Origin of the sequence: Mycobacterium sp. E2462 (assembly GCF_001672685.1) — a bacterium.
Lineage (GTDB): Bacteria > Actinomycetota > Actinomycetes > Mycobacteriales > Mycobacteriaceae > Mycobacterium.
This window is the reverse complement of record NZ_LZKC01000214.1, coordinates 1-13,038: the sequence shown is the minus strand read 5'-3', so window position 1 is coordinate 13,038 and position 13,038 is coordinate 1. Positions and strand designations below refer to the sequence as shown.

Below are 13,038 nucleotides of genomic sequence, written 5' to 3'. Positions count from 1 at the left end.
CTGCGCACGCTGGAGGTCGCGTCCGCGATCGATAAGGCCAGCGCCGAGTTGGCCGCCGCCCGCAGCCGCGCCTCGCGCGCCTGCTGGGCGCGCCGCCGGGCCTCGCGCTCCGCGACGGCCGCGCGGCGCAGCGAATCCGCCCGGCCGCGCACCGCGTTGGCGCGTTCCTCCGCGGTGCGCACCGCCAGCCGCGCCTCCACCTCCACGCCGCGGGCGGCATCGGCGGCCGCGGCGATCCGCTGGCGCACCTCGGCGTGGGTCGGCTCCTCGGCCTGGACGTGCTCGGTGTCCTGCGCGTTGCGCAGCCGGGTCTCCAGCGCGGTGACCTCGTCGACGGTCTGGGCGCGGCTGGCCTCCAGCTCCTCGCGCTGCCGCAGCAGCGCGTTCCACTCGTCGTGCGACGTGCGGGCCTCCTGCCCGAGCCGGCCGAGCTGCTCGTACATCGCCGAGATCTCGGTGTCGGACTCGTTGAGGGCGGCCAGCGCCTGCTCCGCCGAGTCCTGGCGGGCGGCCTGCTCGGTCAGCGCGCCGGAGAGCGCCGCGCTGAGCTGGGCGACCTGCGCCTCGGCGGCGGCCAACTCGGCGCTGGCCTTATCGATCGCGGACGCGACCTCCAGCGTGGACAGCTTGCGGTCGGAGCCGCCGCTCACCCAGCCCGCGCCCACCAGGTCGCCGTCGAGGGTGACCGCGCGCAGGCGGGGCTGCGCATCGAGCAGCTCGAGCAGATGGCGCTGGAGCAGTTCGGCATGGCGCCGGCAGACCTGGTCGCCGAATACGGCCCGCACGTGCCGCTGCCGCCCTCCGAGCTGGAGCTGGCCGAGTTCGAGCAGGCCCGCGAGCGCGGCGAGCAGGTGGTCGCCCCCGCGCCGATGCCGTACGACCGCGCCACCCAGGAACGCCGCGCCAAACGGGCCGAGCGTGAGCTGGGCGAGCTGGGTCGGGTCAACCCGCTGGCGCTCGAGGAGTTCGCGGCGCTCGAGGAGCGCTACAACTTTCTGTCCACCCAGCTCGAGGACGTCAAGGCCGCCCGCAAGGACCTGCTCGACGTCGTCGCCGACGTCGACGCCCGCATCCTGCAGGTGTTCAGCGACGCCTTCGTCGACGTCGAGCGGGAATTCCGGGAAGTCTTTACGGTGCTGTTCCCCGGCGGCGAGGGCCGGCTGCGGCTGACCAACCCCGACGACATGCTCACCACCGGCATCGAGGTGGAGGCGCGGCCCCCGGGCAAGAAGGTCACCCGGCTCTCGCTGCTGTCCGGCGGGGAGAAGGCCCTGACCGCGGTGGCCATGCTGGTGGCGATCTTCCGCGCCCGGCCGTCGCCGTTCTACATCATGGACGAGGTGGAGGCCGCGCTCGACGACACCAACCTGCGGCGGCTGATCAGCCTGTTCGAGCTGCTGCGGGCGCGCTCTCAGCTGCTCATTATCACCCACCAGAAGCCGACGATGGAGGTCGCCGACGCGCTGTACGGGGTGACCATGCAGGGCGACGGCATCACCGCGGTGATCTCCCAGCGCATGCGCGGCCAGCAGGTGGAGCAGCTGGTCGCCCCCTGATCAGTCGGCACCGGGCCGCTTGAAACAATGTGAGCGTGTCCCAAGGTCTTTGGATCGCCGTCGCGGTCGTCGTCGCCCTGGTCGTCATCATCGCGCTGGTCCTGGGCCTGCTGCGGTATCGCCGGCGGCGCATCAGCTTCTCCGAGCGGCCGCAGCCGGGCGCCCTCGACCGCTCCGGCGGCTACACCGCGTCGTCGGGGATCACGTTCACCCAGACCCCGACGGACCGGCTCGACACCAGTGGCCTGCCCGCGGTAGGCGACGACGCCACCGTTCCGCGGGACGCGCCACGGCGCACCATCTCCGAAGTCGAACTGCCCGAGCCGCCCGCCGTACCGGCACCCGAGGCCCCGGAGGCCCCGCCGGTCCCGGAAGCCCCGCCCGTCGCGGAGGCCCCGCCCGTCGCGGCCCCGCCGGCGCCCGAGATCGAGGAGATCGCGCCGGCCGAGGGCCGGTTGGAGCGGTTGCGCGGCCGGCTGGCCCGCTCGCAGAACGCGCTCGGGCGCAGCATGCTGGGGCTGATCGGCGGCGGTGACCTCGACGAAGACGCCTGGCAGGACGTCGAGGACACGCTGCTGGTCGCCGACCTCGGGCCAGTGGTCACCGCCTCGATCATCGGCGCGCTGCGGGAGCGACTGGCCAGCAGCGACGTGCGCACCGAGGCCGACGCCAAGGCCGTGCTGCGCGACGTGCTGATCAAGGAGCTGCAGCCGGGCATGGACAGGTCCATTCGCGCGCTGCCGCACGCCGATCACCCGTCGGTGCTGCTGATCGTCGGCGTGAACGGCACCGGCAAGACCACCACCGTCGGCAAGCTGGCCCGCGTGCTGGTCGCCGACGGTCGGCGCGTGGTGCTCGGCGCCGCCGACACCTTCCGCGCCGCGGCCGCCGACCAGCTGCAGACGTGGGCGTCCCGGGTGGGCGCCGAGGTGGTGCGCGGCGCCGAGGGCGCCGATCCGGCGGCCGTCGCGTTCGACGCCGTCGACAAGGGCATCGACGCCGGCGCCGACGTCGTGCTCATCGTCACCGCCGGGCGGCTGCACACCAAGGTCGGGCTGATGGACGAGCTCGACAAAGTTAAGCGCGTGGTAACACGTCGCGCCGCCGTCGACGAGGTCCTGCTGGTGCTCGACGCCACCATTGGGCAGAACGGGCTGGCCCAGGCAAGGGTTTTCGCCGACGTCGTCGAGATCACCGGTGTCGTGCTCACCAAGTTGGACGGAACGGCCAAGGGGGGCATCGTCTTTCGCGTCCAACAGGAACTCGGGGTGCCGGTGAAACTCGTCGGGCTCGGCGAAGGGCCCGACGATTTGGCGCCGTTCGAGCCGGCCGCCTTCGTCGACGCCCTCCTGGGATGAAAGCCCTTACACGGCACACGCGACGTTAATCCTCACGAAACATGGTTGCTTCATTGCAGAAACAACCATTGCGCAAGGTTCTGGATCAGGCCATCAGGCATGTGTCTGACGGCCATTTCAGGGCCGACCGGAGGTGAAAGCGAGTGAGTTTCCCGCAATTGGGCCAACCCGATACAGGCGATACCGCCTGGATGTTGGCTAGTTCCGCCTTGGTGCTGTTGATGACGCCGGGGCTGGCGTTCTTCTACGGCGGCATGGTGCGCACCCGCAGCGTGCTCAACATGATCATGATGAGCATCAGCGCCATGGGTGTGGTGACCGTGCTGTGGGTGCTCTACGGCTACTCGATGTCGTTCGGCGACAGCAAAGGTGGCGTCGTAGGCAACCCGACCGACTACTGGGGCCTCGCGAAGCTCATCGGCGGCAACGCCGTCAAGGCCGACGCGAGCAAGGGCGTCGCGCAGGTCGACATCCCGTTGGCCGGCACCATGCCCGCCACCGTGTTCGTGGCCTTCCAGCTGATGTTCGCGATCATCACCGTCGCCCTGATCTCCGGCGCCGTGGCCGACCGGCTGAAGTTCACCGCCTGGCTGGTGTTCGCCGGGCTGTGGGCGACGCTGGTCTACTTCCCGGTGGCCCACTGGGTGTTCGCGGCCGACGGCTTCGCCTCCGAGCACGGCGGCTGGATCAACAACAAGCTGCACGCCATCGACTTCGCCGGCGGGACCGCGGTCCATATCAACTCCGGTGTCGCGGGCCTGATGCTCGCGATCGTCCTGGGGAAGCGCAAAGGCTGGCCCACGACGCTGTTCCGGCCGCACAATCTGCCGTTCGTGATGCTCGGCGCCGGTCTGCTGTGGTTCGGCTGGTTCGGGTTCAACGCCGGGTCGGCGACCAGCTCGAACGGCTCCGCCGGCACCACCTTCATGACCACCACCATCGCGACGGCCACGGCCATGCTGGCCTGGCTGCTCACCGAGCGGATCCGCGACGGCAAGCCCACCACCCTGGGCGCCGCGTCGGGCATCGTCGCGGGGCTGGTCGCCATCACCCCGTCCTGCTCGTCGGTCAACGTGCTGGGCGCGCTGGTGGTCGGTCTGGTGGCCGGCGTGGTCTGCGCGCTGGCGGTGGGGCTGAAGTTCAAGCTCGGCTTCGACGACTCCCTCGACGTGGTCGGCGTGCACATGATCGGCGGTCTGACGGGCACCCTGCTGGTGGGCCTGCTCGCCGCGCCCGAGAGCCCCGCGATCAACGGCGTGACCGGCGTGTCCAAGGGCCTGTTCTACGGCGGCGGCTGGTCGCAGCTGGAGCGGCAGGCGGTCGGCGCCTTCGCCGTCCTCTTCTACTCCGGCATCGTCACGCTAATCTTGGCCTTGATCCTCAAGTACACGATCGGGCTGCGTGTGAGCGTCGAGGACGAATCGACAGGCATCGACGAGGCCGAGCACGCGGAGAGCGGCTACGATTTCGGCGTGATCGGCGGGCAGGGGTCGGTTCTTCCGGCGGCGCGGATCCCCGTGGATGACCGTAACGGTCTTGACGACCGGGCGGCCGACAAAGTGGAGGCAGAGCACTCATGAAGCTAGTCACCGCCATCGTGAAGCCATTCACCCTCGATGACGTCAAAACCAGCCTCGAGGAGGCAGGCGTCCTGGGGATGACGGTCAGCGAAATCCAGGGCTACGGGCGGCAGAAAGGTCACACCGAGGTCTACCGCGGCGCCGAGTATTCGGTCGACTTCGTGCCGAAGGTGCGCATCGAGGTCGTGGTCGACGACAGCATCGTCGACAAGGTCGTGGACAGCATCGTTCGGGCGGCGCGCACCGGCAAGATCGGTGACGGCAAGGTCTGGGTGAGCCCCGTGGAGACCATCGTGCGGGTGCGCACCGGCGAGCGCGGAACCGATGCGCTGTGACGGCCGTCGCGCATTGCTGAGTCGACCCGGGCGGGTCGGGAGGGAATGACCACCAACGCTCCCGACCCGTCCGGGACTCCAACGGGAACAGAAAGCGCCGGCGCGGCAGTCGATTTGGCTGCCGCCCGGCGTCAACTGTTGTCCGATTGCGTGACGCTGCACGCCGCCGAGCTGCGGCACGCCTGGCTGGACCTGCACGAAACGTGGCTCACCGCCAAGGCCGCCGAGATCGGCATCGACGACGACAGTGGCCTGGCCATCGTCGGGGTGGGCGGCCTGGGCCGCCGCGAGTTGCTCCCGTACTCCGACCTGGACCTGATGTTGTTGCACGACAACAAACCTCGGGAGGAACTGAGCCAGGTCGCCGACCGCATGTGGTATCCGTTGTGGGACGCCAACGTTCGGCTCGACCACAGCGTGCGCACCGTCTCGGGCGCGCTCGACGTCGCCAACGCCGACATGATCGCGGCCCTGGGCATGCTCGACGCCCGCCACATCGTCGGTGACGCCCGGCTCTCCGAGGAACTGATCGCCGGCGCACGACGCCAGTGGCGCAGCGCAATTCGCTCGCGGATGGGTGAGCTGGTCGACATGACGCAGGCCCGCTGGCAGCGTTGCGGGCGGATCGCGCAACGGGCCGAGCCGGATTTGAAGACCGGCTGCGGCGGCCTGCGCGACGTGCAGCTGCTCGACGCGCTGGGCGTGGCCCAGCTGATCGACCGGCGCGGCATGGGCCGCCCGGAGACGCCCGGCGGCTCCCTCGACGAGGCGCACCTGACGATCCTCGACGTGCGCACCGAGCTGCATCGGGTGTCGGGCCGCGGTCGCGACCAGCTGCTGGCTCAATACGCCGACGAGATCAGCGCCGCCCTGCACATCGGCGACCGCTTCGACCTGGCGCGCAAGATCTCCGACGCCGGCCGCACCATCGCCTACCACGCCGCGACGGGGCTGCGGACCGCCGAGAACGCGCTGCCCCGCCGCGGCGTCTCGGCGCTGGTGCGCCGCCCCAAGCGCCGGCCCCTCGACGAGGGCGTCGTCGAATACGCCGGAGAGATCGTGCTGGCCCGCGACGCCCACCCGGAGAGCGACCCCGGCCTGGTGCTGCGGGTGGCCGCCGCGTCCGCCGACACCGGCCTGCCGATCGGGGCCGCGACGCTGTCCCGCCTGGCCGCCAGCGTCCCGGACCTGCCCACGCCGTGGCCGCGGGAGGCGCTCGACGACCTGCTGGTCGTGTTGCTGGCCGGGCCGACGATGGTGGGCACCGTCGAAGCGCTCGACCGCACCGGGCTGTGGGGCCGGCTGCTGCCGGAGTGGGACGCCGTGCGCGACCTGCCGCCGCGCGACGTATCGCACAAGTGGACCGTGGACCGCCACATCGTCGAAACCGCCGTCAACGCCGCGCCGTTGACCACCCGCGTCGCCCGGTCCGACCTGCTCGCGCTGGGCGCGCTGCTGCATGACATCGGCAAGGGCCGCGGCGTGGATCACTGCGTGCTCGGGGCGGAGCTGGTGGTGCCGATCGGGGAGCGGCTGGGGCTGGCGCCCCAGGACGTCGCCACGCTCGCCGGCATGGTCCGCCACCACCTGCTGTTGCCCGTGACGGCCACCCGCAGCGACCTCAACGACCCCAAGACCATCGAGGGCGTCGCCGAGGCGCTGGGCGGCGACCCGCAACTGCTGGAACTGCTGCACGCGCTGGCGGAGGCGGATTCGAAAGCGACCGGCCCCGGGGTGTGGAGCGAATGGAAGGCGTCGCTCATCGAGGACCTGGTGCGCCGGTGCCGGTTGGTGATGGCCGGTGATCCGCTGCCCGAAGCCGAACCCAGTGCGCCGCAATATGTTTCGCTGGCCGCCGACGGCGGTGTGCACGTCGCGATCGAGCCGGGCGCCAGCGAGCGGGTGCACGTGGTGATGGTGGCGCCCGACCAGCGGGCCCTGGTGTCCAAGGCCGCCGCGGTGCTGGCGCTCAATTCGGTGCGCATCCATTCGGCCTCGGCAACCACCCACGAGGGCGCCGCGATCGTCGAATTCGTCGCGTCGCCGTTGTTCGGCGCGCCCCCGGACACCGGGCTGCTGCGTCAGCAGTTCATGCAAGCGCTCAGCGGCGACCTCGACGTGCTGGGGTCGCTGGAGAAGCGCGACGCCGACGCGGTGAGCGCCGCGACGGCGCGGGCCGGCGAGGTGCAGGTCGGGGTGCCCGTCACCCGGTCGACGGCGCCGCCGCGCATCCTGTGGGTGGACACGGCCTCCGCCGACGGCCTGATCCTCGAGGTGCGGGCCATGGACCGGCTGGGGTTGCTGGCGCTGCTCACCCGGGCCCTGGAGCGCGCCGGCGCCGACATCGTCTGGGCCAAGGTCAACACGTTCGGGTCGACGGCCGCCGACGTGTTCTGCGTGACGGTGCACGTCGACACCGCGGCGGCTCGGCAGATTGGGGACCCCGACACCGCGGCGCGGGTCGCGGTCGAGCAGAGCCTGCTCAGCGTCCTGGGCGGGCCGTCGGTCGAGGTGCTCGAGGAACCCGTCGGCGACTGACGGCTACGCGTGCTCGGCGTTGAGCTGGCGCACGGCGTCGATGCGGGCGCGCAGCTGGTCGCGGGTCGCCGCCGCGATCGGCGGGCCGCCGCAGCGGCGCCGCAGCTCGTTGTGGATCCAGCCGTGCGGTTTGCCGGTGCGGTGATGCGCGACCGAGACCAGGGAGTTGAGTTCGCGCCGCAGGTCGCGCAGCTGGCCGTGCACGGTGGCCGGCGCGGGCGGCACCGCCGTGCCCGCCGCGGCCCGGCGCTGCAGCTGCTCGTCCTGGCGGCGGTGCAGCAGGGCGCGCATCTGGTCGGCGTCCAGCAGCCCCGGGATGCCGAGGTAGTCCGCCTCCTCCTCACTGCCCGCCGGGGTGGCCGTGCCGAACGACGATCCGTCGAAGATCACCTGGTCCAGCTCCGCGTCGGCGCCGAGCGCGGTGAAGCTCTTGTCCTCGTCGCCCTGCTCGTCCCGCGTCCGGGTCGCGGGGTCGCCGTCCAGGGGATCGCCCTCGGGCCGGTGCGGTTCGCCGAGCACGTGGTTGCGCTGGGCCTCCAGCTCGCTGGCGAGCTGAAGCAGGTTGGGCACCGAGGGCACGAAGATGCTCGCGGTCTCGCCGGGGCGGCGCGACCGCACGAACCGGCCGATGGCCTGGGCGAAGAACAGCGGCGTCGACGCGCTGGTCGCGTAGATCCCCACCGAGAGCCGGGGCACGTCGACGCCCTCGGAGACCATCCGCACCGCGACCAGCCAGCGGCCGGTGCTGGCGGCGAACTCGCTGATCCGGCCGGACGAGCCGGGGTCGTCCGACAGCACGAGCGTCGGGGTCTCGCCGGTGAGGGTGGTCAGCAGCGTCGCGTACGCGCGGGCCGCGGTCTGGTCGGAGGCGATGATCATGCCCCCGGCGTCGGGCACGTGCTCGCGCAGCTGGCGCAACCGGCGGTCGGCCGCCGCGATCACGGCGGGCATCCACTGCCCGGCGGGATCGAGCGCGGTGCGCCACGCCCGCGCCGTCTGCTCGGCCGACAGCGGCTCGCCCAGCCGGGCGGCGTGCTCCTCACCGGCGCTGTCGCGCCACCGCGCCTCGCCGGAGTAGGCGAGGAACACCACCGGGCGCACCACCCCGTCGGCGAGGGCCTCGGCGTAGCCGTAGGTGTGGTCGGCGCGGGAGCGCCGCACCCCGTCGGCGCCGGCCTCGTAGGTGACGAACGGGATGGGGCTGTCGTCGCTGCGGAACGGCGTACCCGTCAGCGCCAGCCGCCGGGTGGCGTCGCCGAACGCCTCCCGGATGGCGTCGCCCCAGCTCTTGGCGTCGCCGCCGTGGTGGATCTCGTCGAAGATCACCAGCGTCTTGCGGTTCTCGGTGCGCACCCGGTGCAGCGTCGGGTGCGAGGCGACCTGCGCGTAGGTGACCATCACGCCGTGGTACTCGCCCGACTTCAGCGCCTGGGAGTTGGAGAACTTCGGGTCCAGCGCGATGCCGTGCCGGGCCGCGGCCTGGGCCCACTGCACCTTGAGGTGCTCGGTGGGCACCACGACGGTGATCTGCTCGACGGTCCTCTGGCTGAGCAACTCGGCCGCCACCCGCAACGCGAACGTGGTCTTGCCGGAGCCCGGGGTGGCGACGGCGAGGAAGTCGCGCGGCCCGCCGCTCAGGTACTTCACCAGCGCCCGACGCTGCCAGCCGCGCAGCGCGCCGCCGCTCTGGGCGCTGCTGTGCTCGGCCGGTGGCTGCGTGTGGCTGACCAATTGCACCGGCGCAGTTCCCCCCGTAGTTGCTTGTCGACGCGATCGGTTAAGTGGCGGACGTGAAATCTAGCACGCCAACGCTTTTCGGGGCAGTAGCGACTCGAACCGATTAGCGCGCCGGGGCCAGCCGGTCCCGGGCGTCGAGCCACCCACGGATCGCCGGGGGCGCTCGCACGCGCACTACCACTAGGCTGGCGTGGTGTTTGAATCGCTGTCCGACCGGTTGACCGGTGCCCTGACGGGCCTACGCGGCAAGGGTCGACTGACCGACGCCGACATCGACGCCACCACCCGCGAGATCCGGCTGGCGCTGCTGGAAGCCGACGTCTCGCTGCCCGTCGTGCGGGCCTTCGTCGCCCGGATCAAGGAGCGCGCCAAGGGCGCCGAGGTCTCCGCCGCCCTCAACCCGGCGCAACAGGTCGTCAAGATCGTCAACGAAGAGCTGATCGGGATCCTGGGCGGCGAGACCCGCCGGCTGGCGTTCGCCAAGACGCCGCCGACCGTCATCATGCTCGCCGGACTACAGGGTTCCGGTAAGACCTCGCTGGCCGGAAAGCTCGCGGCCTGGCTGCGCGGCCAGGGGCACACGCCGCTGCTGGTGGCCTGCGACCTGCAGCGGCCCGCCGCGGTCAACCAGCTGCAGGTCGTCGGCGAGCGCGCCGGGGTGCCGGTGTTCGCGCCGCACCCGGGGGAGTCGCCGGGCTCGGGACCGGGTGACCCGGTGGCCGTGGCGGCCGCCGGCCTGGCGGAGGCCCGCGCGAAGCACCACGACGTCGTCATCGTCGACACCGCCGGGCGCCTGGGCATCGACGACGAGCTGATGGCCCAGGCCGCGGCCATCCGCGACGCCGTCGACCCCGACGAGATCCTTTTCGTCCTCGACGCGATGATCGGCCAGGACGCCGTCACCACCGCCGAGGCGTTCCGCGAGGGCGTCGGGTTCACCGGTGTGGTGCTGACCAAGCTCGACGGCGACGCCCGCGGTGGCGCCGCGCTGTCGGTCCGCGAGGTGACCGGCGTGCCGATCCTGTTCGCCTCCACCGGCGAAAAACAGGAGGACTTCGACGTCTTCCACCCCGACCGGATGGCCAGCCGCATCCTGGGCATGGGCGACGTGCTGAGCCTGATCGAGCAGGCCGAGCAGGTCTTCGACGCCGAGCAGGCCGAGGCCGCCGCCGCCAAGATCGGCAGCGGCGAGCTGACGCTGGAAGACTTCCTGGAGCAGATGCTGGCCATCCGCAAGATGGGACCGATCGGCAACCTGCTGGGCATGCTGCCCGGCGCCGGCCAGATGAAGGACGCGCTGGCCCAGGTCGACGACCGCCAGCTCGACCGGCTGCAGGCCATCATCCGCGGCATGACGCCCGAGGAGCGGGCCGACCCAAAGATCATCAACGCCTCGCGGCGGCTGCGCATCGCCAACGGCTCCGGCGTCACGGTGTCCGAGGTCAACCAACTGGTCGACCGCTTCTTCGAGGCCCGCAAGATGATGTCGTCGATGCTCGGCGGCATGGGCATCCCCGGCCTGGGCCGTAAGTCGGCGACGCGAAAAGCCAAGGGCGCGAAGGGCAAGAAGGGCAAGAAGGGCGGCCGGGGCCCGACCCCGCCCAAGGTCCGCAACCCGCTGGGGCCCGGGATGCCGGGCGTGCCGGCGGGCTTCCCGGACCTGTCGCAGATGCCGCAGGGCCTCAACGAGCTGCCGCCGGGCCTGGCCGACTTCGACCTGTCCAAGCTCAAGTTCCCGGGCAACCCCGGAAAGTAGCGCGCCGTGCCGATGCGCGTGCGGGGTCTGGCGCTGCCGGACGAGACCGCAACCGAGCTGTGGATCGTCGACGGCCGCATCAGCACCGAACCGGTCGCCGGGGCGGACACCGTCTTCGACGGCGGTTGGATCGTGCCGGGCCTGGTCGACGCGCACTGCCACGTCGGCCTGGGCCACGGCGGCGAGATCCCGCTCGACGAGGCGGTCGCCCAGGCCGAGACCGAACGCGACGTCGGCGCGCTGCTGCTGCGCGACTGCGGCTCGCCGACCGACACCCGCAGCCTCGACGAGCGCGACGACCTGCCCCGGATCATCCGCGCCGGCAAACATTTGGCGCGGCCCAAGCGCTACTCGCCGGGCTTCGCGCGCGAGCTGGAGGACGAGTCGCAACTGCCGGCCGCCGTCGCCGAGGAGGCGCGCCGCGGCGACGGCTGGATCAAGCTGGTCGGGGACTGGATCGACCGCAGCGTGGGCGACCTGGCGCCGCTGTGGTCCGACGACGTGCTCAAGGCCGCGATCGACGCCGCCCACGCCCACGGCGCCCGGGTCACCGCGCACGTGTTCAGCGAGGACGCCCTGCCCGGGCTGATCCGCGCGGGCATCGACTGTATTGAGCACGGCACCGGCCTGGGTGACGACACCATCGCCCTGATGCTCGAGCACGGCACGGTGCTGGTGCCCACGCTGGTCAACATCATCGAGAACTTCCCCGGCATCGCCGAGGCCGCCGCCAAGTACCCGATCTACGCCGCGCACATGCGCGATCTGCACGCCCGCGGGGTCGGCCAGATCGCCGCGGCGCGCGAGGCCGGCGTGCCGATCTACGCCGGGACCGACGCGGGCACCATGGTGGCGCACGGCCGCCTCGCCGACGAGATCGAGGCGCTCAAGGGCATCGGGATGAACCCCACCGCCGCGCTGGGGGCGGCGTGCTGGGACGCGCGTCGCTGGCTGGGCCGGCCCGGGCTGGACCACGGCGCCCCCGCCGACCTGGTGTGCTACGCCGACGACCCGCGGTCGGGTCCCGCCGCGCTGCACAACCCCGAGCTTGTCCTGCTGCGCGGCAAGGTGTTTCGTGCGACGACGTAGCCGCGCGACGCGCGGCGCGGGCGGATAGGATCGGGGCATGGTGCTGCCCAGCGGCGCGAGCTTCGCCGGCTACACGGTGGCGCGCCGGCTGGGTGCCGGGGTGACCGGCGAGGTCTACCTCGTCCAAGATCCCCGCGGCACGCGCTGGCAGGCCCTCAAGATCCTCTCCGAGCCGATGTCCGCCGACGACGAGTTCCGCCGGCTCTTTCAGGTGCAGACCCCGGTCGCGGCCAACCTGTTCCACCCGCACATCGTCGAGGTGTGCGAGCGCGGGCAGTTCGAGGGGCAGCTGTACGTCGCGATGGAGTACGTCGAGGGCATCAACGCCGAGCAGCTGATCGCGACCCGCTTTCCCGCGGTGTCGCCGACGGGTCACGTGCTGAGCATCGTGGCCGCCGTCGCGGGGGCTCTGGACTATGCGCACGGCCGCGGCCTGGCCCACCGCGACGTCAAACCGGCCAACATCTTGTTGGCCGGCGGCGACGAGCGCCCGCAGCGCATCCTGCTGTCGGACTTCGGCATCGCCCGCCGGCTGGGCGACAGGGCGCCGGAGGCGGCGCATCCCCCCGTCGGCACCGTTGCCTACGCCGCGCCCGAGCAGCTGGCCGGCGCCGACATCGACGGCCGCGCCGACCAGTACGCGTTGGCGGCCACCGCCTTCCACCTGCTGACCGGCGCGCCGCCCGTCGAGCGTTTCGATCCGGTCGCCGCGCTGCGCCAGCACCTGGACGGCGCCCCACCGAAGCTCAGCGACCAGCGTCCCGAGCTGGCCCGGCTCGACGAGGTCTTCGCCAAGGCGCTGGCCCGCGACCCCGGTGATCGGTTCGCCACCTGCCGGGACTTCGCCGAGGCGGCCGCCGAGCAGGTGGGCGGCGCCGGCGCGGGCCGCGGATACGAGGCCCGCCGGAAACGACGCGCGGCCGCCGAGCGGCCGACCGTGCACGGGCTCGACGACATCGCCACCCTGGACGCCGCGGACCAGGCGGCAAGCCAGGCGGCCGCCGGACCGCCGCCGCGTCGGTCCCGGCGTAGATCGGCACGCCGGCCTCGCGCGCCGCGGCGATCTGGCCGACCCCGCGGGCGTGCAGA

General features: G+C 72.1%; 7 protein-coding genes and 3 pseudogenes. 8 read left to right on the top strand and 2 right to left on the bottom strand.

The features are described from left to right. Window positions 1-785: pseudogene (locus A5714_RS10860) on the bottom strand (hypothetical protein); the annotation flags it as partial. Between A5714_RS10860 and A5714_RS10855 the strand changes: the two are divergent. The 5 genes and pseudogenes from A5714_RS10855 to A5714_RS10835 all read left to right on the top strand — a co-directional run. Beyond that, window positions 687-1,556: pseudogene (locus tag A5714_RS10855) on the top strand (AAA family ATPase); the annotation flags it as partial. The pseudogenes A5714_RS10860 and A5714_RS10855 sit on opposite strands and share 99 nt — an antisense overlap. Window positions 1,557-1,591: 35 nt before the next feature. Continuing rightward, window positions 1,592-2,914 (top strand): signal recognition particle-docking protein FtsY, encoded by a 1,323-nt coding sequence (gene ftsY / locus A5714_RS10850; RefSeq protein WP_068285145.1) that lies wholly within the window; start codon window positions 1,592-1,594, stop codon window positions 2,912-2,914. 191 nt (window positions 2,915-3,105) lie between these two features. Next, complete coding sequence (locus A5714_RS10845) at window positions 3,106-4,494, top strand: ammonium transporter (protein WP_068068212.1); 1,389 nt, start codon at window positions 3,106-3,108, stop codon at window positions 4,492-4,494. Continuing rightward, window positions 4,491-4,829 (top strand): nitrogen regulatory protein P-II, encoded by a 339-nt coding sequence (gene glnB, locus A5714_RS10840; protein WP_066909426.1) that lies wholly within the window; start codon window positions 4,491-4,493, stop codon window positions 4,827-4,829. Before A5714_RS10845 ends, glnB begins: the two co-directional genes overlap by 4 nt. A gap of 45 nt (window positions 4,830-4,874) precedes the next feature. Next, window positions 4,875-7,367, top strand: coding sequence for a [protein-PII] uridylyltransferase (locus tag A5714_RS10835; RefSeq protein WP_082959684.1), 2,493 nt, complete (start codon window positions 4,875-4,877; stop codon window positions 7,365-7,367). Window positions 7,368-7,370: 3 nt separating this feature from the next. On the opposite strand, the gene A5714_RS10830 is transcribed toward A5714_RS10835, so the two are convergent. Next, on the bottom strand, window positions 7,371-9,104 hold the full coding sequence (locus A5714_RS10830) for a DEAD/DEAH box helicase (RefSeq protein WP_082959683.1): 1,734 nt from the start codon (window positions 9,102-9,104) through the stop codon (window positions 7,371-7,373). Between the two features lie 193 nt (window positions 9,105-9,297). On the opposite strand from A5714_RS10830, the gene ffh reads away from it, so the two are divergent. From ffh to A5714_RS10815, 3 genes and pseudogenes are all read left to right on the top strand, one after another. Next, a complete protein-coding gene (ffh, locus tag A5714_RS10825) occupies window positions 9,298-10,860 on the top strand; it encodes a signal recognition particle protein (protein WP_068285141.1) in 1,563 nt (520 codons plus the stop codon). 12 nt (window positions 10,861-10,872) lie between these two features. Then, window positions 10,873-11,949, top strand: coding sequence for an amidohydrolase family protein (locus A5714_RS10820; RefSeq protein ID WP_156747261.1), 1,077 nt, complete (start codon window positions 10,873-10,875; stop codon window positions 11,947-11,949). A gap of 37 nt (window positions 11,950-11,986) precedes the next feature. Continuing rightward, a pseudogene (locus A5714_RS10815) lies at window positions 11,987-12,712 on the top strand (serine/threonine-protein kinase); the annotation flags it as partial. Between the last annotated feature and the right edge of the window lie 326 nt (window positions 12,713-13,038).

Bases quoted from the DNA above. Each gene is read 5' to 3' on its own strand.
- glnB (WP_066909426.1), top strand. From the start codon at position 4,491: ATGAAGCTAGTCACCGCCATCGTGAAGCCATTCACCCTCGATGACGTC.
- A5714_RS10820 (WP_156747261.1), top strand. From the start codon at position 10,873: ATGCGCGTGCGGGGTCTGGCGCTGCCGGACGAGACCGCAACCGAGCTG.
- A5714_RS10835 (WP_082959684.1), top strand. From the start codon at position 4,875: ATGACCACCAACGCTCCCGACCCGTCCGGGACTCCAACGGGAACAGAA.
- A5714_RS10845 (WP_068068212.1), top strand. From the start codon at position 3,106: ATGTTGGCTAGTTCCGCCTTGGTGCTGTTGATGACGCCGGGGCTGGCG.